Origin of the sequence: Acinetobacter sp. V102_4 (assembly GCF_031799005.1) — a bacterium.
GTDB lineage: Bacteria > Pseudomonadota > Gammaproteobacteria > Pseudomonadales > Moraxellaceae > Acinetobacter > Acinetobacter calcoaceticus.
In genome coordinates this window covers 1-18,702 of sequence record NZ_JAVQNR010000035.1, presented here as the reverse complement: position 1 = coordinate 18,702, position 18,702 = coordinate 1, and the positions used below count along the sequence as shown (strand labels likewise).

The 18,702-nt window shown below is 38.1% G+C and carries 19 protein-coding genes, 2 tRNA genes, 1 other RNA gene and 1 pseudogene; 15 read left to right on the top strand and 8 right to left on the bottom strand.

What is annotated here, in order from left to right; genetic code table 11:
- Positions 1–3: 3 nt before the first annotated feature.
- Positions 4–864 carry a hypothetical protein gene (locus tag RMB13_RS06970; RefSeq protein ID WP_311084780.1) on the bottom strand — a complete coding sequence of 287 codons (861 nt, stop codon included), beginning with the start codon at positions 862–864 and terminating at the stop codon, positions 4–6.
- Positions 848–1,969 carry an O-antigen ligase domain-containing protein gene (locus tag RMB13_RS06965; RefSeq protein ID WP_311084779.1) on the bottom strand — a complete coding sequence of 374 codons (1,122 nt, stop codon included), beginning with the start codon at positions 1,967–1,969 and terminating at the stop codon, positions 848–850. The genes RMB13_RS06970 and RMB13_RS06965 overlap by 17 nt, the downstream gene beginning before the upstream one ends.
- Positions 1,970–2,093: 124 nt before the next feature.
- Here RMB13_RS06965 and RMB13_RS06960 point away from each other — a divergent pair, with 124 nt between their 5' ends.
- From RMB13_RS06960 to RMB13_RS06945, 4 genes are all read left to right on the top strand, one after another.
- Positions 2,094–2,444, top strand: a complete 351-nt coding sequence (locus RMB13_RS06960) for a hypothetical protein (RefSeq protein WP_311084778.1) — start codon at positions 2,094–2,096, stop codon at positions 2,442–2,444.
- Positions 2,441–2,659, top strand: coding sequence for a hypothetical protein (locus RMB13_RS06955; protein WP_311084777.1), 219 nt, complete (start codon positions 2,441–2,443; stop codon positions 2,657–2,659). The genes RMB13_RS06960 and RMB13_RS06955 overlap by 4 nt, the downstream gene beginning before the upstream one ends.
- The gene (locus RMB13_RS06950) at positions 2,649–3,203 is read left to right on the top strand and encodes a lysozyme (protein WP_311084776.1); all 555 of its coding nucleotides are present in this window, start codon (positions 2,649–2,651) and stop codon (positions 3,201–3,203) included. The genes RMB13_RS06955 and RMB13_RS06950 overlap by 11 nt, the downstream gene beginning before the upstream one ends.
- Before the next feature lie 203 nt (positions 3,204–3,406).
- Positions 3,407–3,595, top strand: a complete 189-nt coding sequence (locus tag RMB13_RS06945; protein ID WP_311084775.1) for a hypothetical protein — start codon at positions 3,407–3,409, stop codon at positions 3,593–3,595.
- Here RMB13_RS06945 and RMB13_RS06940 read toward each other — a convergent pair.
- On the bottom strand, positions 3,592–4,806 hold the full coding sequence (locus tag RMB13_RS06940) for an integrase arm-type DNA-binding domain-containing protein (RefSeq protein ID WP_311084774.1): 1,215 nt from the start codon (positions 4,804–4,806) through the stop codon (positions 3,592–3,594). The genes RMB13_RS06945 and RMB13_RS06940 overlap by 4 nt on opposite strands.
- Positions 4,807–5,126: 320 nt before the next feature.
- On the opposite strand from RMB13_RS06940, the gene coaD reads away from it, so the two are divergent.
- The 6 genes and pseudogenes from coaD (at position 5,127) to RMB13_RS06910 (ending at position 7,381) form a co-directional block, all read left to right on the top strand.
- The gene (coaD, locus tag RMB13_RS06935) at positions 5,127–5,618 is read left to right on the top strand and encodes a pantetheine-phosphate adenylyltransferase (protein WP_004641605.1); all 492 of its coding nucleotides are present in this window, start codon (positions 5,127–5,129) and stop codon (positions 5,616–5,618) included.
- Between the two features lies 1 nt (position 5,619).
- Entirely contained in the window at positions 5,620–5,883 is a 264-nt protein-coding gene (locus RMB13_RS06930; RefSeq protein WP_003653306.1) for a YfhL family 4Fe-4S dicluster ferredoxin, read from the top strand.
- Positions 5,884–5,910: 27 nt separating this feature from the next.
- Positions 5,911–6,266: RNase P RNA component class A (rnpB, locus tag RMB13_RS06925), an RNA gene on the top strand.
- Between the two features lie 63 nt (positions 6,267–6,329).
- Positions 6,330–6,406 (top strand) — tRNA-Met (locus RMB13_RS06920).
- Between the two features lie 155 nt (positions 6,407–6,561).
- Positions 6,562–7,147 (top strand): annotated as a pseudogene (locus RMB13_RS06915) (flavin reductase family protein); the annotation flags it as partial.
- Between the two features lie 157 nt (positions 7,148–7,304).
- A tRNA-Met gene (locus RMB13_RS06910) sits at positions 7,305–7,381 on the top strand.
- A 42-nt stretch (positions 7,382–7,423) separates the two neighbouring features.
- Here RMB13_RS06910 and RMB13_RS06905 read toward each other — a convergent pair.
- The 5 genes from RMB13_RS06905 to RMB13_RS06885 form a co-directional block, all read right to left on the bottom strand.
- Positions 7,424–8,452: a hypothetical protein gene (locus RMB13_RS06905; protein ID WP_311084773.1), complete on the bottom strand. Its 1,029-nt coding sequence runs from the start codon at positions 8,450–8,452 to the stop codon at positions 7,424–7,426.
- The gene (locus tag RMB13_RS06900; RefSeq protein ID WP_205469769.1) at positions 8,445–10,070 is read right to left on the bottom strand and encodes an NAD+ synthase; all 1,626 of its coding nucleotides are present in this window, start codon (positions 10,068–10,070) and stop codon (positions 8,445–8,447) included. The genes RMB13_RS06905 and RMB13_RS06900 overlap by 8 nt, the downstream gene beginning before the upstream one ends.
- Before the next feature lie 385 nt (positions 10,071–10,455).
- Complete coding sequence (locus tag RMB13_RS06895; protein WP_005042683.1) at positions 10,456–11,016, bottom strand: hypothetical protein; 561 nt, start codon at positions 11,014–11,016, stop codon at positions 10,456–10,458.
- 182 nt (positions 11,017–11,198) lie between these two features.
- Positions 11,199–11,651, bottom strand: coding sequence for a protoporphyrinogen oxidase HemJ (gene hemJ / locus RMB13_RS06890; protein ID WP_005048623.1), 453 nt, complete (start codon positions 11,649–11,651; stop codon positions 11,199–11,201).
- Positions 11,652–11,669: 18 nt separating this feature from the next.
- Positions 11,670–12,899 carry a beta-ketoacyl synthase N-terminal-like domain-containing protein gene (locus RMB13_RS06885; protein ID WP_311084772.1) on the bottom strand — a complete coding sequence of 410 codons (1,230 nt, stop codon included), beginning with the start codon at positions 12,897–12,899 and terminating at the stop codon, positions 11,670–11,672.
- 300 nt (positions 12,900–13,199) lie between these two features.
- On the opposite strand from RMB13_RS06885, the gene RMB13_RS06880 reads away from it, so the two are divergent.
- From RMB13_RS06880 to RMB13_RS06860, 5 genes are all read left to right on the top strand, one after another.
- On the top strand, positions 13,200–14,519 hold the full coding sequence (locus tag RMB13_RS06880; RefSeq protein WP_311084771.1) for an EcsC family protein: 1,320 nt from the start codon (positions 13,200–13,202) through the stop codon (positions 14,517–14,519).
- A 199-nt stretch (positions 14,520–14,718) separates the two neighbouring features.
- Positions 14,719–15,093, top strand: a complete 375-nt coding sequence (gene rpsL / locus RMB13_RS06875) for a 30S ribosomal protein S12 (RefSeq protein WP_002050319.1) — start codon at positions 14,719–14,721, stop codon at positions 15,091–15,093.
- A gap of 160 nt (positions 15,094–15,253) precedes the next feature.
- Entirely contained in the window at positions 15,254–15,724 is a 471-nt protein-coding gene (gene rpsG, locus RMB13_RS06870; protein ID WP_004638185.1) for a 30S ribosomal protein S7, read from the top strand.
- A gap of 177 nt (positions 15,725–15,901) precedes the next feature.
- Positions 15,902–18,040, top strand: a complete 2,139-nt coding sequence (gene fusA, locus RMB13_RS06865; protein ID WP_004641624.1) for an elongation factor G — start codon at positions 15,902–15,904, stop codon at positions 18,038–18,040.
- A gap of 93 nt (positions 18,041–18,133) precedes the next feature.
- A partial coding sequence (locus RMB13_RS06860; RefSeq protein ID WP_311084770.1) for a GTP-binding protein occupies positions 18,134–18,702 on the top strand: 569 nt, incomplete at its 3' end.

The window sequence follows — 18,702 nt, the reverse complement described above, 5'->3', positions numbered from 1 at the left end:
TTGTTATTGTGCTGCTTTAACCACAGATCGGAAGGCTGCCTTATTCACGTCGAATATGGCAGCTTTATTATCACTATCTTGTATAGAAGTTCCGCTTTCCCATACAACAACACCATCAGCCCCAAGCCCTTTAAGATAATTAATGGTTTGGTTCATATTAGTTTCAGATAAAGGGTCAATTTTGTATTTTCCTTTTGATACATTCCACGTGCTTAATGAAATGAAAGGAATAATTTTAAGGTTATAACGTTTTGCATAGCGTTGTGCCTCAATCATATTAAATTGAGCCTTGGCTTTCCAAACATTCATATCTTTAAGATTGTAGAAATATAGAGTCGGAGAGAGGAAATCTACATTCTTCGCAATCTCACTATATTGATCATTTAAAGTTGAATATTTATTCTTCCAGTTGCTAGAAAGCATGCTGTTTGGAGTGCGTTGTGGTAAAACACCATACACGCCGACAGGTGCCGCACCGCCATATTTCTTATACAGCTTTAACGCATCAAGAATTACAGGCAGGTTTGTTTCTGGCTTATGGGCATTTCCTATCTCAATATCAAAACAAATTGGCATAGATGGGTTTTGTTTTGACTTCTCGGCAATTAGTTTGATTTTTCTTGGGTCTGCTTGTCCGTTAGTTAAAAGCTCAGGGCCATACTTAACATCCATTTTCTTGATGTTATAGGTTTTAAGATAATTCTGGAATTCAGTATTATCTTTCGTATAAACCACTTTCCCTGAATCTGTCTTGTAGTAACGCCAATTTATGAATTGATACACATCAAATGCATGAGCAACTGATGAAAACAAAAATATGGCAGGGGCGATTAACGCAATGCTTTTCTTAAGATGATTGCTCATGATTTTTCCAATATTTTCTAGTAGATACAGCCCGATACAGCAAGCCCAGTGCTAAGAATGGGATAATCCAGTAATAACTCTTAGCTGAAGCTACACCGATAATACAGAAGGTACTTAAAGCAAATATGAAGAGATTGTAATTAGTTCTTAACTTAAAATTCTGAACAATAAAGACGATGTATAGCAACACCATCAATATTAAAAAGGCTAAACCTACAATTCCAAATTCAGCTAAATAAGAAATAAAGTTATGTGCATAAGAGCCTTCACCATAAATATTCTTGTAGTATCCAAAATTACCAAGAATTGGGTGGTTTAGATATTCTTGATAGCCGACTTCGTTAAATGTCTTTCTTAGATTTAAAGATGTATCAGTATCGGAACTAAATAACAGGCGTAATAAACGGTTGTCATTATAGTTTGTGATGGAGTCGTTTAAACTCATTACAAATTGATATAAAACATATAATGCAGGCGGAAGGAAAAATGAGAAGCGCCAGAAACCATATTTCGCATAAATAAGAATAATTGCTATAAACGTATAAATTAATACCCCTGCACGTGATCCAATTTCATAAAGTGCAAAAGAAGAAATAGCCACAGTTAGAAGGGTGATGAAGAACCGCTTTTGATATGAAACTAAAAATAGTGATGTAGTTACAAATGCATCTGACAATCTTAGATAGTTACCATCAGGTGTATATCTTAAGGTGAAAATTGACATGATGATTAGTAAGAAAAGAGCTATATGTTTAAAAGATAATGAGTTTTTTTGCTTGAAATAGTCATACATCATTAACCCAGTAAAGAATATTCCTATCGTTTTTGCCCAGTAGAGATAATCCATTCTGTCTGCATTTTGGGATAATGCGATAAAAAACACAAAGCTTCCCAAGAAAACAAAAATAAATAGGTCTGAAACTCGTAAACCTTTTTTTAGAAAAAATATGATGATGAGAGCAAATGAAAGAGCAGCCCCTAAAAACCCGATCGGAATACTAGGAAAACCAATATGACCTAGCGTGTAAGCTATATAATCAAGAGGAAATATTAATAGAAAGGCGAACATTGCCAAAGCATTAATATTGAATTTTGTTAAGTTCATGATGAAGTTATTTAGAAAATTTAACACATGATAAACAATATGTGTTTATCACTCAACAAAACTCAATAGGCCCTAGCTTTAAATAAGTTAGGGCTTTTTTATTGCCAAAAAATTAGGGGGCAGCATGTCTGATACAGAAACTTATGGTATCCGCTTAGAAAAGAAAGTGGACGATATTAGACAAGAGGTTAAATCTCTATCTGAGGGTTTAATTCAGATAAAAACTATTAATGAACACCAAAAGGCCCAAAGTGAAGAAAACGCAAGAAAGATTGAAAAGCTGGAGGCAGGCGCTCAAAAGTCAGAAGGTGCTATTACTTTTCTAAAATTCTTTGGTGGTTTTGCATTAACAGGGATGATCACATTCTGCACTTGGATTGTCTCCACAAACCAAGCTATGCATCAGCGTATTTCGGATACTAATCAAAAGGTCGCTGTGATTGAATCAAAAATTGCATTCAGGGGCACTCCATGAATAGTGAAAACACACGTACTTATTTAGCCTTTGCAGCTATTGCGATGTCATTGTTTTGTGTAATTGGCCTTTTCTTTGTAGAGATGCCAGAGAAGAATCGAGATTTAATTAATGTCGCGTTGGGCGCCATTCTGGGCTGGTCTGGAACTGTGGTGGCTTTCTATTTTGGATCTAGTGATAAACAGAAAAAAGAGGGAACAACTAATGAGCACTAAACCATTCTTTGATGCTGCCCGAGTGATTGCAGGTGGCAAGCTGACACAGGCACAAGTAGATGATCTAAATAAAGTGGTCAATAAACTTACTCCTTTAGGGGTCACTACAAGTCAAGTTGGGGTTGATCTTATTACTAGTTTTGAGAGTATCAAGTTAAAGGCTTATGACGATGGCGTTGGAGTCTGGACCATTGGTATTGGAACTACTATTTACCCCAACGGGGTAAAGGTTAAGCAGGGTGATACTTGTACACTTGATCAAGCAAAATCTTACTTTAAACATGACTTAGCTAAATTTGAAAAGACTGTAAATGAATCTGTGACAGTGCCTTTAACTCAAAATCAGTTTGATGCTTTGGTTTCACTAACATACAACATTGGTTCAGGTGCTTTTAAGAATTCAACTTTACTTAAGAAACTCAATAAATCTGACTTTCAAGGCGCTGCCGATCAATTCCTTGTTTGGAAAAAGGCAAAGGATAAAGTACTTACTGGTTTAGTTCGTCGCCGAGAAGCAGAGCGAGCACTTTTCCTAAAGAAGTAACTTATATGTGTAAGCGAACTAAAGCTGCATCGATCATCACATTGCTGTGCTTTCTATTATCAGGTTGCACAGCTCACACAATTAACAGTAATGTGAATGTTTCAATTTGCGTGAGAGCACTTTAAGTGAATTGAGCATAATTTTGCTCATAATCTGCTAAAAAGAAGTTTCTTGTGCAAATAATTGCTCATTAAGGATGTGTCATGCAGCTAATCAAAATCTTCAAAAATGGAAGCACCAACTTTGTAGACCTGTTAGCCGAACTTGACAAGAATGGGGAAGTCACTAAAATCTACGACTACAACGGCAATGAGCTTAAAATTAATTTCTTGCGTAATGAAGTTTATTATAAAAAAATGTGGTGCCAATTTCAGAGGAAGCAAGACGGTTAAACCGCCCAGCTATCAACAATATCGGCCCAGTCTTGCATCATCTTCCGTCTAGCATCTAAGTGCTGTGAATGATCATAAGATGCTTTGGTCTTATTGGATTCAGCATGAGCAAGTTGTTTTTCAACCCAAGCTTCTTCATATCCCTTTTCATAAAGCAAGGTTGATGCAGTGGCTCTAAAGTCATGAGTGGTGACGCCTTTCAAGCCAATATATTCAAGCATACTGTTTAGTGTTTCTTTAGCTAGCATCCCATCATTTTTCTTGCTAAAGATTGCAGGGAATACCAACTCTCCATCACCTGATATTTCATATTGTCGCTTAAGTACTTCGTATACTTGATCAGAGATGGGAAGAACATGAATTCTTGATTTTTTCATTGCCTCTTCTGGGAATCTTACTACTCTTGTGTCAAATTCAACCCATTTCCAGTGCATCTTTCTAATTTCTATAGCGCGCAGCATTGTATATAAAAGAACAAATCCTGCATTCTTAACAGTTTCTGTCCCATTATATTTAGGCAATTGTGTTCGTGCCTTTTTCCTTTCTTCCCTTGTTAATGCTCTAGCATGTTTTACACGAGGTCGCTTGATAACATCTCGTACAGCATAAGTAGGGTCATTCTCAAGTCTTAAAGTGGCAATTGCATAGCGAGTTACAGCGCCAATGAACCTTCTGTTTTGCAATGCAGCAGATTCACCTGTCATTTTCCCGTCTGTTTCTTTAGTAACGCGATTAATTGTATTGTTTAAAATCTTCAATACGTCTGACGCAGTCACATCTTTAATATTCTTTTTGCCAATAACAGGACAAATATCTTTTTCTAATGCTGTATCAAACTTCTCTTGGTAAATTTCAGACTTTAATGTCATTCTTTTTTCTTTGAATTCTGTCGCAATAGCATTGAAGGTATTTTTTCCTTCTTCCAACGCCCTAGCTTTATTGTTTTGTCTGTCTTCTACTGGATGTATACCTTTAGCTAGTTTGGCTCTCATCTCATCTTTTAAGATTCTTGCATCTGCCAAAGTAATAGCTGGGTACTCACCAAGACTCATGGAAGATTCTTTACCATTAAAAACAAACTTAAACCGCCAAACCTTTGCGCCAGATGGGCGAACTTCAATGTAAAGTCTATCTGCATCTAAGATTCTATAGACTTTTTCTTTTGGTTTCAGTGCTTTAATTTTTAAATCAGAAAGTTTGACAGAGGCCATGATAGAAGGACAATCAATTCGTTACCCGCATTATTACCCGTTTTTTTAGGGGATGTAAATAAACTAAAAGGAACTAAAAAGAACATCAATTATTATAATTCAAAAACTTATATTAAAATTAAGAACTGTAAAGAATTAAAATAAACATCCACACTTATTATTCTTTACTACTGTTGCTTTCGCCATAATTCAAACTTCCACAATTATGCCTATTGTGCCGTAAACTGATGCTAAGGTGAAGTTTTTCCTGCACATGAATATTTCGCCTCATGTATAACTTTTGCTAAAATAGGTTCACAATACAATTAGAGTACTAGCGGATGTCTAAAACGCGTGTAATTTATCCTGGAACATTTGACCCCATCACGAATGGACACGTTGATTTAGTTACTAGAGCATCAAGAATGTTTGATGAGGTTGTAGTAGCAATTGCAATTGGACATCATAAGAACCCCTTGTTCAGTCTAGAAGAAAGAGTTGAACTGGCACAATCATCTTTAAGCCATCTATCAAATGTTGAATTTGTAGGCTTCGATGGTTTACTGGTTAATTTTTTCAAAGAACAAAAGGCAACCGCAGTACTTCGTGGTTTAAGAGCGGTTTCTGATTTTGAATATGAATTTCAACTCGCCAATATGAACCGTCAACTTGACCCACATTTTGAAGCGGTGTTTTTAACACCATCTGAGCAGTACTCTTTTATTTCTTCGACATTGATTCGGGAAATTGCTCGTTTAAAAGGGGATGTAACCAAGTTTGTTCCGCAAGCTGTGGTTGAGGCCTTTGAACGTAAACATCAACAAGGTTGGTAACGTGTCGTTATATATCACCGATGAATGCATAAACTGTGATGTTTGTGAACCAGTTTGCCCGAATGAAGCAATTTTCATGGGTGAAGTGATTTATGAAATTCATCCAGATTTGTGCACTGAATGCGTTGGTCATCATGACCAACCGCAATGCCAATTGTTTTGTCCTGTAGATTGTATTCCTAAAGATCCAGAGCATGAGGAAACGGAAGAACAGCTATTCGACAAATATAAAAAATTAATTGCTCAAAAAAGCACGAGCAATTAGTAAATAAATTTGTTAATATGCGCCCCTGAAGTGAGCTGGATGGTCGCTGCTGTGGAGGTCTTCGTGACTGAAGCAGGGGAGGAAAGTCCGGGCTTCATAGGGCAGGGTGCCAGGTAACGCCTGGGCGGTGAAAGCCGACGGAAAGTGCAGCAGAGAGTAGACCGCCTCATTCGTGAGGTAAGGGTGAAAGGGTGCGGTAAGAGCGCACCGCGTGTCTGGTAACAGTTCACGGCATGGTAAACCCCACCAGAAGCAAGACCAAATAGGAATCCTGAGGTACGGCCCGTACTGGATTCGGGTAGGTCGCTTGAGCGTATGAGTGATTGTACGCCTAGAGGAATGACCATCCTCGACAGAACCCGGCTTATAGGCTCACTTCACCTAATTTATTTAAAATTTTTCTTGACGTGCATTAAAGAAACTAAGATAATGCGCGCACAGTTTAAGGCTATGTAGCTCAGTTGGTTAGAGCACCGCACTCATAATGCGGGGGTCACAAGTTCAAGTCTCGTCATAGCCACCATTTTATAGACCACGCTCCTGCGTGGTCTTTTTTTATGCTTTTTTTTGATTAAACACAGTTTGTAAATACCGACTTTATAATGATGAGATGTTTTTGATTTTTTTATTAGCTTATTTATATTTAAAAATTATTCCTGTTAGCTTAAGGCAATAAGCATCTTAATTGCAGGTGGTATTGGGTATTACCATTCTTATCTCAAATAGATGAGCTCGTAGCACGTGGGGCAGAGTACGAGTTACATTAAGCTTACGGTGCGCTTGAACATGCAGCTTTGTTAGATGAGCTAAAAGAGAACATACAGAGCATGTGTTCAGCTATGTTGACACAGATGGTTGTGTGCTTAACTTAGGCGAATTAATTTCATTACAATCTAAAGAAATACATGTCTATGTATGTGGACTGAAACCAATGATTGCTGCTGTGATTAATTGTTGTGATAAGCATCGCGACTGATGAATACATTCATTGGGAACAATTTGCTTCAACAGTTCCTGAAGATGAAGATGCTTTTACAGTTGTACTTGCCAAGTCTAATCAATTTTATAAGCGATCTAAACATTAAATATTGATGTTAAATGCCTATGTCGTGAAGGCGTATGTGGTACATGTGAAACTGTTATTTTGGATGGTGAAGCAGAGCATTTCGTTCAATACTTAAGTGATGCAGAAAAGGCTTCACAGAAGAGTATGATGACTTGGGTGTCGCGGGCAAAAGGTAAAAAACTGGTATTAGATTTTTAATACATTTCTGTGGTCGATCAATTATTTAAAACATAAATTTGCTAAAAAATGAACAAATAAAGATGATCTGAATCTTATTTGTTCATTTGATGGAATTTAATGATTTTGAACTCTTGACCTGTTCTGCAGAACTATAGATAATGCGCACACAGTTTACGGCTATGTAGCTCAGTTGGTTAGAGCACCGCACTCATAATGCGGGGGTCACAAGTTCAAGTCTCGTCATAGCCACCATTTTAAAAACCATGCTCATGCATGGTTTCTTTTTGTCTTTTTTTACTCATTAAAATGTTTTTCAATCATATCGAGTGTTTTTGGGCTTTGATAAAAAGGAGCTAAAATCGTATGAAGTAACGGCTCTAAAATACCGTGTTCATTAAAGACATTCATGACTTTAGGGTAAAAACGTAAAGCTTCAGTTTGTAAATCGGTTTCGGTTAAACCAATCTCACTTAATACTTCAAATAAACTCTCGTCTTTGTAAAATTCATAAAAAACTTCTACGCCATACAAAATAAGATCTTGCATAAATTGTGACTGGCGTAATTCTTTCCAATATTCGTAAATTAAAACAAAGAACTCTTCAACATCAAGAGGAGTTAACTGTTTCATAAACTCATACATTTTTTTATGTCTAAGATCTTCCCAGACATGTCGTATCAGACTTTCTAAATCTTCAGTCGACAAAAGGCTTAATTCTGTAAGTTGCTCGTGAATAAAGCTGGCAATCCAAGTTTCAAGTTTATGCTCAAGACGTTGTTGTTGTAAAAAAGAGAATTTTTTGAGTTTATGTTGCCATTCAAAATGATAGTCATCTACTCTAGATGCATTTAGAAATTTTGGTATTTTCTGTTCTAAGGTCGAGGTCGCAATATATTGGCAAAGTTGTTGAACGGCGGGGCTAGTTCTTAAAAACTGGTTGAGATAATGAGGAATATGCTCCATTTCCAAAAATTTGGAGAGCCACATTTCAAACTGGTGGTCAGATACCAGATCTTGTAGCTGTATTGGAGATTTCAAGGCGGTTAAGTAAATACGCTGGGCAATTTCCCCAATAAACTCAAGTAAACCAGCACCTAGCTGCATTTCAAAAGCATAGCGTTTCACAACAGCTTGTAATTGTTCTAAATCAACCACTTCATGAAGTTTGATTTCATCGGCATGCTGCATAAAAAGTTGGATGAACTGCCGGAAATAAATAGGTGAGTTTTCTATAGATAATTGTTTTTTAAAAAATTCCACCTGCTCAAGCAAAAGTGCTTGAGCAAGTGTTGTAGTTTTTGATGAGTTTTTTTGCTCAGTCATTCGCTGTCCAACCGTTGACAATCGGATAACGTCGTTCGCGGCTAAATGCACGAGAGGTAATTCTCGGACCGATAGCGCCTTGACGACGTTTGTATTCATTACGATCAACTAAACGGATGACTTTTTCAACTACTTCTTTATCAAAACCTTTGGCAATAATATCAGCCTGACCTAAATCTTCTTCAATATATGCGTAAAGGATGGCATCCAATACATCATATGCTGGTAAAGAATCTTGGTCTTTTTGGTCTGGACGAAGTTCTGCTGAAGGTGGACGAGTAATTACACGCTCAGGAATAACAGGAGTTTCACTTAAGCTATTACGGTATTTTGCCAATTCAAATACGATCGTTTTATAAACATCTTTTAGAACAGCAAAACCACCAACCATATCACCATAAAGTGTACAGTAGCCAACCGAAAGCTCAGACTTGTTGCCAGTAGCGAGTACTAAATTACCAAATTTATTTGATAACCCCATGAGTAATGTGCCGCGTGCGCGCGCTTGTAAATTCTCTTCGGTTGCATCTGCTGGTGAGTTGCCAAAGAAAGGATACAAGGTTTGCATAAAGCTATTTACAACTGAATGTATTTCAGCAATACCGAAAGTCACACCCATACGACGAGCTTGTTCTGCTGCATCTTCAACACTAATTTGAGAAGTGTAGGTATAAGGCATCATTACGGCTTGTACTTTTTCTGCACCGATTGCATCAACAGCAATAGCTAATGTAAGGGCAGAGTCGATACCGCCAGATAAACCTAAAATTACACCTGGGAAGCCTGAACGCTCTACGTAATCACGTGTAGCCAGAACTAATCCTTGATAGATCTCTGCAAAAGTTTCTAAAGCAGGAGCTGATTCTGTGACTTTAAATGATTTGTTTTTTGGGTCAAATTCAGCAATATAAAGGTCTTCTTTAAAGCTCGGTGCTTGTAAAGCAATTTCACCACTTTTATTACTGACAAAACTTGTGCCATCAAAAATTAAATCGTCTTGTCCACCCACTTGGTTAACGTAAACAATATTCAGATGAAGTTGTTTTGCAAGTTCACTTAAGGTTTGTGTACGGTGTTGTGGTTTACCGACTTCATATGGTGATGCATTGAGTACAAGAACAGTATCAACATTCAATTGGCTTAACTGTTTTACGGTATTAATTGACCAGATATCTTCACAAATCAATACGCCAAACTTATGTCCAAGATATTCAAACACCAAATGTTGATGTCCTTTTTGGAAATAACGTTTTTCATCAAAGACGCCATAGTTTGGTAAATTGTGTTTGTTAAAAACACCCAAAACTTGACCATCTTTCATGACAGCAGCAGAATTATAACGTTGACCATCTTCTGTCTGGTTCACAAATCCGAAAACCATGACAATATCTTTAACTTCAGCAAGTTGAGCAAAAGCCTTTTGCATACGTTTATTTAAATTTGGACGTAGCAGTAAGTCTTCAGCTGGATAACCAATAACAGAAAGCTCGGGAAAAATAATCAGGTCAGCGTTTTGTTTTTTCGCCTGATTCACTTGCTCAATCATCTTTTTGGTGTTTGAGTCAATATTGCCAATATGCGGAGAAAACTGAGCAAGGGCAACTTTAAAACTTTTCATTCAAACCTAATCCTAGATCATAACGAATATAGATACACACAGTGTTGATTTTTATAAATATAATTTTTCAACGATGTGTATGATACGATAGTAAACAATTAAAATAGTAAACAAAAATGTCAAGATCAATAATATATACCAATCACATATTTTCTGCGTAAAAATAACGAGATTTTCTGTATAGAATAGAAACAGGCTTCATTATTTTTATTGTTTGTATACTGCCTTATCACAAGCCAATTTGGAATAAGCGCGTTATATTTTTTTCAATAATTTGAATTAAGTAAGCGTGATTTTCTTGTTTAGATAAGTATTTCTGATTTATAAGAATTCTCATTTACATTAAGCAAAAAATGTTACGTTCAAAGAAAGACTGATTATTTAGTTACAAATGAAGTTGAGGTGAACAGATAATATTTGGGATTTTCCCAGAGCAAATGTCACGGGCAATTTCACCTTGTTGTTCAATGTTATAAGAGCTAAACGCCTTGTGGGGAGAGTAGGTGTATTTATAGGGATTGTAATTTTTAAAGCTAAGATAATAGGCCGATTGCAACAATGCACCTTTAAGTAGTACATGAATACCTTTTTGATATTGCATGACATGAGTGAGTTCGTGAATAAAAATACCCTGCATAAATTTAGATTCTAGAGCGTAATTTTCACTGTAATCGGAAGGGTTGACGTAAATATTTCCATTTGGTGCCATAAAAATACCGCAAGACTGCCAAGGTAAATAACGAGTAGCAATAATTTTAGGTTGTTCACAATTGAGCATGTCACCGAAAACAAGTTGTGCTAATACTTTTTCTTGAGCCGTTAGATATCTGATGGGATAGTTTTTTAAGTGACGAAAAATAAAAAGCGTAAGACGTATAAATTGTTGTTGGGTTGAGTGTTTAAGGGCAGTAAGGGTTAGCATAGCTTTGCCATTAAATGAGTTCATCTATTTCTTTAGGATAGTATAGATTACTTATTAGTAAATAAAGGGTCAGAGTTACTCATTGGGTATAACTTTAAGAGAGCATTGATTTTATGCTTTTGATTGAAAAAGTTAAATATAGGGATAACTCTGCGAGTTTTTATTGTCTAAATTAAAAAAATTGCTCGGAAAAGCAAAAGCCCCAGTTAAAACTGAGGCTTTACGACAACTAAAATCACTACAGCAAATAAGATTAAAGTTGGCATTTCATTAAAGAAACGCCAGAACCTATGTGATTTATAGTGTGCATTTCCGATAAGTTTTTTACGATAGTAGCCACATACCAAATGGTAGATGACTAATAAAGCGACTAAAGCAACTTTAAGATAAAACCATGTTGCCTGATGGTAATGTCGAGTTGCATCGCCCCATTCGACAAGAAAATGGGCGGTAATTAATGTGGCAATCATAGAAGGCCACATAATTCCGCGATACAACTTACGTTCCATTACTTCAAAGCGTTGATGACTAGCAGCATCTTCACTCATGGCATGGTAAACATATAAACGTGGTAAATAGAACAAAGCAGCGAACCAACAAACCACAGCAATAATATGTAATGCTTTTACCCACAAAAAAGCATCAGAAGGTGCATCCATCGATAATCCTACGTGGGATTATTCATCCCACTTCTTGAAAATGAGGCAAGCGTTAACACCGCCAAAGCCAAAACTGTTACTCATTACAGTATTCAATTTTGCATCACGTTTTTCAAGTACGATATCAAAAGGTTTTGCGCCTTCATCTAGTTCAGTCACATTGATGTTTGGTGCGATAAAGTCATTTTGCATCATTAGAACTGAGTAAATGGCTTCTTGTACACCCGCTGCACCTAAGCTATGACCTGTCATAGATTTGGTTGAGCTAAGAGGAGGTACATTGCCTTCGCCAAATGCACGTTCCATTGCTTTAAGTTCTGTAATGTCACCAGCTGGAGTAGATGTACCATGTGTATTCACATAGTCAATTTTGTCTACGCCATGTTGCTTAGCTTCTTCAAGTGCCATTAATACACAACGTGTAGCGCCTTCACCACTTGGAGCAACCATGTCTGCACCATCGCTGTTTGCAGCATAACCAACAACTTCAGCTAAAATGTTGGCACCACGTGCTTGAGCGTGTTCAAGTGATTCAAGTACAACAAAACCACCACCGCCAGCAATAACGAAACCGTCACGGTCTGCTGAATATGGACGAGATGCTGTTTCTGGAGTTTCATTATATTTCGAGCAAAGCGCACCCATTGCATCAAATAATAAACTTTGAGACCAATGATCTTCTTCACCACCACCAGCAAGCATAAGATCTTGTTTGCCAAGTTGAATAAGATTGTACGCATAACCAATTGCGTCAGCAGAAGTTGCACAAGCACTCGTAATGGTATGAGCAATACCTTGCAATTTAAATGCAACACCTACGTTTGCAGTAATCGTGTTTGACATGTTGCGTGGTACGAAGAAAGGTCCTACTTTACGTGCACCTTTAGTCTCTAAAAGCTCTGTCATTTCAACAACAGATGCAGTTGAACCACCACCTGAACCGCCTGCGATACCGTAACGTGGATTACCACCGATTTGTTCAGCAGTAAGTCCTGCATGTTCAACAGCAGCTACAGCAGCATTGTAAGCGTACATTGCACATACGCCCATAAAGCGTTTTAACTTACGGTCAATATGATCAAAATCTTGTTCCGCAGCAGCGCTCACATGACTTTTAAAATTGAGTTCAGCATAAGTTGGGTTAAAACGTGTCCCGGAGATTCCGTTTTGAAGTGAATGAGTAACTGCTTCTAAAGAGTTACCGATACATGAGTTAATACCCATACCAGTGATTACAACACGTTTCATCTACAGGTCCCTTTATGGTGATATTAAGAGTCTATGGTGATCAACAGCTATGAAAATGAATAGGAGAATATAGCTATAAGAAAACAAGACTCATGTTTTTTCGTTGTTAACATGATAGCAGAAAGGATTTTTATTTCTTATGGCAAATCTTTATGACAATTTTACATTTAAAAAAAATAACTAAATACATGGTATGTTGCATTTAGGGTTAACTAAAATACACACATACAAGTTGAGATAAATCCACATTCCACCTAGTATTTATGTCTAATTAGATAAATTAAAAAATCGAGGTACTTGATGACAAAATTCAATAATAATCAATCTGACAATTTGTTTTCTCAGGTCTTCGGAGTGGCTAAAAAGCTCAGTTCTACAGGATTGAGTATCTTGCAACAGAGCCAATCAGGTGATGTAAGTAAGGTAATTGAACCAATTCCAGCTGGTAAAACGGTTGAAGGTAGATCGAGAACAAAAAGCCCATTTGAAGTTGAGCAATATGAAAGTCCTCAACAAATGCTTCGAGAACAATTACCGAAAGTAACTCGTCAGGTCTTTGGACGGCATTTTACAAAAGTAAATGGTGTGGCTACATTTCTTTCCCCAGATTGGGATCAAAAAGTTTCAGGCTATTTATTTGATTGGTTGAATGACTTTAGTTCAAAAAGCACCTTAACTGAAAAAATCTTGGAAGAAGCGGGGGCTAAAGATTTATTTGAACTAACTAAGGATACGGGCCGTTCTCAACGTTTAAGTCAGGCGCTCATTGAACAAAATAAATTAATTGCGACAATACAAGGGGCAATCACAGGTGTGTCAGGTGTGGTTGGTGCTGCTGTAGATGTTCCTGTTTCACTCGTGTTGGTCTTGAGAACGATTTATCAGACAGGAAGATCACATGGCTTTGACCTTCAAGAAGTTACTGACCAAGATGTTGTCGAGTTTATTTTTAAAGAAGTTGATATTAGTCTGATTGCTGAAAAGCAAACTTTATTGTTAGCTTTAAAAACATTACGAAATATGTTGGAAACGCAAGATATTCATCAATTTCAGCAAGTGTTAGGTTCAACTACTGATTTTGATACTTTAAAGAACTGGTTAGTCGATGAAGATGGAGAGTTTAAATGGGATTGGTTAAATCGTATTCCTAAACTCTCAGCCTTTGGTAAAGTTACCCCAGTTGCTGGTGCTGTTTTAAGCGCAGTGTATAGCTGGAAACTGCAAGAGGATGTTGGTCATAAAGCACAAGCTATCTTTGGCGCTGCAAGACATTATTTAAATGAACACCCAAGTGAGCATTTATCTCCACTACAGGCTTATTATGCTGCGGTTACACTCATTCAGAAAGCCAGTCCACGTCTTTTAAATGTTGGTGAAGATGGCAATATTCACGCTGCGCATCATCATAAAGTAGAAAATCATGATGTAATTTCAAAAGTATCTATTGTCTTAAAGCCAACAGAAAGTAAAAAGAGCGAAGAGAAAATTCAGGAAAATGTTCATCAGGGTATTGAGCAACTTGCCGATAAACATGTAGAGGAACATGAGCATACTGAGCAAAAACCAGCTTTAGCTCCAGAGGAAGATGAAGAGGAGTTGAATGATAAAAAATACTCTTAACAATACGCTTACAAATAAGAGGTTTAAAAATAAAATTTGAACTCTATTTAAATTTGTAAGTTATCCTGTCAAAGATTGATATGGTCAACATTTGGTAAGTATTGCCGTGTTGACCATTTTTGCATCTTAGCTTACAATTATGTGCCCTTAAAAAGAGGTATTTCTTTTTAAGGTTTTTTAATAACGGGAGAATTGCCATATGGCAACAACGAATCAGTTGATCCGTAAGGGTCGTACGACTTTGGTTGAAAAATCCAAAGTTCCTGCGTTGAAGGCTTGTCCACAACGTCGTGGTGTTTGTACACGTGTTTATACAACTACACCTAAAAAACCTAACTCAGCTATGCGTAAGGTTTGCCGTGTTCGCTTAACTTCAGGTTTTGAAGTATCTAGCTACATCGGTGGTGAAGGTCATAACCTACAAGAGCACAGTGTTGTTCTTATCCGTGGTGGTCGTGTTAAAGACTTACCAGGTGTACGTTACCATACCGTTCGTGGTTCATTAGACTGTGCTGGTGTTAAAGATCGTAATCAATCACGTTCTAAATACGGTACTAAGCGTCCTAAGAAGTAATTCTAGGAAACTAGTCCAATAAGCCCTTTAGCGTTTCGCTTGTTTGAATTCTTCATAGATTTGTAATTCAAGCGACGTATAGTAAGGCCAGCGTCGTGTACATGACACTTGTACAAACTGCTGGATTATCCTGAAGTGTCATATTATTAGGTGTATTAAAATGCCAAGACGTCGCGTAGTCGCTGCTCGTGAGATCCTTCCAGATCCAAAATTTAGCAGCCAAACAATCGCTAAATTCATGAACCACGTAATGCAAGATGGTAAAAAATCTGTTGCTGAAGGTATCGTTTACGGTGCTTTAGAACGTGTTCAAGAAAAAAACAAAGTAGACCCAGTTGAATTTTTCGAGACTACTCTTGAAAAAGTTCGTCCTATGGTTGAAGTAAAAGCACGCCGTGTTGGTGGTGCTACTTATCAAGTACCTATGGAAGTACGCCCATCCCGTCGTACTGCCTTAGCGATGCGTTGGTTAGTAGATGCTGCTGCTAAGCGTTCTGAAAAAACGATGGCTTTACGTCTTGCTGGTGAGTTGCTTGATGCAGCTGAAGGTAAAGGTGCAGCAATCAAAAAACGTGAAGACGTGCATCGTATGGCTGAAGCCAACAAAGCCTTCTCTCACTACCGTTTCTAAGCGGATAAAACAGTCCCTAATCAGGAGAATATTCATGCGTACAGCAGCTCGATTCAACATTGCTCTTTATCAAAGTGGGAGCTTTGCGGGTATTTAAGTTGCCTGCTTGGATATTTGTACGCATCAATTTAATTGATGCGTCCTGTTTTAAATATAACATTTAGGAATGTAGACATCATGGCTCGCCAAACCCCAATTAGTAATTACCGTAACATCGGTATTTCTGCGCACATTGACGCAGGTAAAACAACTACAACAGAACGTATTTTGTTCTACACAGGTGTATCTCACAAAATTGGTGAAGTACACGATGGTGCAGCAACAATGGACTGGATGGAACAAGAGCAAGAGCGTGGTATTACAATTACCTCGGCTGCTACAACTTGTTTCTGGTCTGGTATGGGTAACCAATTCGAACAACACCGTATCAACGTAATTGACACCCCGGGACACGTAGACTTCACAATCGAAGTTGAACGTTCTATGCGTGTTCTTGACGGTGCGTGCATGGTTTACTGTGCAGTTGGTGGCGTACAACCGCAGTCTGAAACTGTATGGCGTCAAGCAAACAAATATAAAGTGCCTCGTTTAGCATTCGTGAACAAGATGGACCGTACTGGTGCAAACTTCTTCCGTGCTGTTGAGCAAGTTAAAACTCGTTTAGGTGGTAATCCTGTACCTATCGTTGTGCCAATCGGTGCAGAAGATACGTTTGCAGGTGTTGTTGACCTTATCGAAATGAAAGCGATTATCTGGGATGAAGCATCTCAAGGTATGAAGTTTGAATATGCTGAAATTCCAGCTGACCTAGTTGATACGTCTAATGAATGGCGTACCAAAATGGTTGAAGCTGCGGCTGAAGCTTCTGAAGAATTAATGGACAAGTACCTTGAAGAAGGTGATCTTTCTAAAGAAGAGATCATTGCAGGTTTACGTGCTCGTACATTAGCTTCTGAAATTCAAGTAATGCTTTGTGGTTCTGCGTTCAAAAACAAAGGTGTTCAACGTATGTTGGATGCTGTAATTGAATTCTTACCATCACCTACAGAAGTTAAAGCGATCGAAGGTATCCTTGACGACAAAGACGAAACTAAAGCGTCTCGTGAAGCATCTGATGAAGCTCCGTTCTCTGCGTTAGCGTTCAAAATCATGAACGACAAGTTCGTAGGTAACTTAACATTCGTACGTGTTTATTCTGGTGTTCTTAAACAAGGTGATCCTGTTTATAACCCAGTTAAATCTAAGCGTGAACGTATTGGTCGTATCGTGCAAATGCATGCGAACGAACGTCAAGATCTTGATGAAATCCGTGCAGGTGATATCGCAGCGTGTGTAGGTCTTAAAGACGTTACTACTGGTGATACATTATGTGATGAGAAAAACATCATTACACTTGAGCGTATGGAATTCCCAGAGCCAGTAATTTCATTGGCTGTTGAACCAAAAACTAAAGCTGACCAAGAAAAAATGTCAATTGCTTTAGGTCGTTTGGCTAAAGAAGATCCATCGTTCCGCGTTCGTACAGACGAAGAATCTGGTCAAACAATTATTGCTGGTATGGGTGAGCTTCACCTTGACATCATCGTTGACCGTATGAAGCGTGAATTCGGTGTTGAAGCGAACATTGGTAAACCAATGGTTGCTTACCGCGAAACAATCAAAAAGACTGTTGAGCAAGAAGGTAAGTTCGTTCGTCAAACAGGTGGTAAAGGTAAATTCGGTCATGTATATGTTCGTTTAGAGCCTATGGATGTTGAAGAAGCTGGTAAAGAATACCAATTCGCTGAAGAAGTTGTCGGCGGTACTGTACCTAAAGAATTCTTTGGTGCGGTTGACAAAGGTATTCAAGAACGTATGAAGAATGGTGTATTAGCTGGTTACCCTGTTGTGGGTATCAAAGCGACATTATTCGATGGTTCTTACCATGATGTCGACTCTGATGAATTGTCGTTCAAAATGGCTGGTTCGTACGCTTTCCGTGACGGTTTCATGAAAGCTGATCCTATCCTTCTTGAACCAATCATGAAAGTTGAAGTAGAAACTCCTGAAGACTACATGGGCGATATCATGGGTGACTTAAACCGTCGTCGTGGTATGGTTCAAGGTATGGATGATCTTCCTGGTGGAACAAAAGCAATTAAAGCAGAAGTTCCATTGGCTGAGATGTTTGGTTACGCGACTCAAATGCGTTCTATGTCTCAAGGTCGTGCGACTTATTCTATGGAATTCGCTAAATACGCTGAAACTCCACGTAACGTGGCTGAAGGCATCATCGCTAAGTTCCAGACTGGCGGTAAAAAAGGTGACGACGAGTAATCTTTCGATTACTATAAGCCCAAACTAATTCTTAGTTAAAACCAAGCGCTCGTGCAGTGACCCTGCATGAGCAGTTTATAAAGGAAGATCATCATGGCTAAAGCCAAGTTTGAACGTAATAAGCCACACGTAAACGTGGGCACAATCGGTCACGTTGACCATGGTAAAACAACTTTAACTGCTGCGATTGCAACTATTTGTGCAAAAACTTACGGCGGTGAAGCGAAAGATTACTCACAAATCGACTCAGCACCTGAAGAAAAAGCACGTGGTATTACAATTAATACTTCACACGTAGAATACGATTCTCCAATCCGTCACTACGCTCACGTAGACTGCCCGGGCCACGCCGATTATGTTAAAAACATGATTACTGGTGCTGCTCAGATGGATGGTGCGATCCTTGTATGTGCTGCGACTGATGGTCCAATGCCACAAACTCGTGAACACATCCTTCTTTCTCGTCAGGTTGGTGTACCTTACATCATCGTATTCTTGAACAAGTGTGACCTTGTTGATGATGAAGAATTACTTGAATTAGTAGAAATGGAAGTTCGTGAACTTCTTTCTACTTATGACTTCCCAGGTGATGACACTCCAGTTATCCGTGGTTCTGCGCTTAAAGCGTTAGAAGGCGATGCTGGTCAATATGGTGAGCCTTC

Bases quoted from the DNA above. Each gene is read 5' to 3' on its own strand.
- RMB13_RS06940 (WP_311084774.1), bottom strand. From the start codon at position 4,806: ATGGCCTCTGTCAAACTTTCTGATTTAAAAATTAAAGCACTGAAACCA.
- fusA (WP_004641624.1), top strand. From the start codon at position 15,902: ATGGCTCGCCAAACCCCAATTAGTAATTACCGTAACATCGGTATTTCT.
- RMB13_RS06970 (WP_311084780.1), bottom strand. From the start codon at position 864: ATGAGCAATCATCTTAAGAAAAGCATTGCGTTAATCGCCCCTGCCATA.
- RMB13_RS06905 (WP_311084773.1), bottom strand. From the start codon at position 8,452: ATGACTGAGCAAAAAAACTCATCAAAAACTACAACACTTGCTCAAGCA.
- RMB13_RS06895 (WP_005042683.1), bottom strand. From the start codon at position 11,016: ATGAACTCATTTAATGGCAAAGCTATGCTAACCCTTACTGCCCTTAAA.
- RMB13_RS06965 (WP_311084779.1), bottom strand. From the start codon at position 1,969: ATGAACTTAACAAAATTCAATATTAATGCTTTGGCAATGTTCGCCTTT.
- RMB13_RS06900 (WP_205469769.1), bottom strand. From the start codon at position 10,070: ATGAAAAGTTTTAAAGTTGCCCTTGCTCAGTTTTCTCCGCATATTGGC.
- rpsG (WP_004638185.1), top strand. From the start codon at position 15,254: ATGCCAAGACGTCGCGTAGTCGCTGCTCGTGAGATCCTTCCAGATCCA.
- coaD (WP_004641605.1), top strand. From the start codon at position 5,127: ATGTCTAAAACGCGTGTAATTTATCCTGGAACATTTGACCCCATCACG.
- RMB13_RS06880 (WP_311084771.1), top strand. From the start codon at position 13,200: ATGACAAAATTCAATAATAATCAATCTGACAATTTGTTTTCTCAGGTC.
- RMB13_RS06960 (WP_311084778.1), top strand. From the start codon at position 2,094: ATGTCTGATACAGAAACTTATGGTATCCGCTTAGAAAAGAAAGTGGAC.
- hemJ (WP_005048623.1), bottom strand. From the start codon at position 11,651: ATGGATGCACCTTCTGATGCTTTTTTGTGGGTAAAAGCATTACATATT.
- RMB13_RS06950 (WP_311084776.1), top strand. From the start codon at position 2,649: ATGAGCACTAAACCATTCTTTGATGCTGCCCGAGTGATTGCAGGTGGC.
- RMB13_RS06945 (WP_311084775.1), top strand. From the start codon at position 3,407: ATGCAGCTAATCAAAATCTTCAAAAATGGAAGCACCAACTTTGTAGAC.
- rpsL (WP_002050319.1), top strand. From the start codon at position 14,719: ATGGCAACAACGAATCAGTTGATCCGTAAGGGTCGTACGACTTTGGTT.
- RMB13_RS06885 (WP_311084772.1), bottom strand. From the start codon at position 12,899: ATGAAACGTGTTGTAATCACTGGTATGGGTATTAACTCATGTATCGGT.
- RMB13_RS06955 (WP_311084777.1), top strand. From the start codon at position 2,441: ATGAATAGTGAAAACACACGTACTTATTTAGCCTTTGCAGCTATTGCG.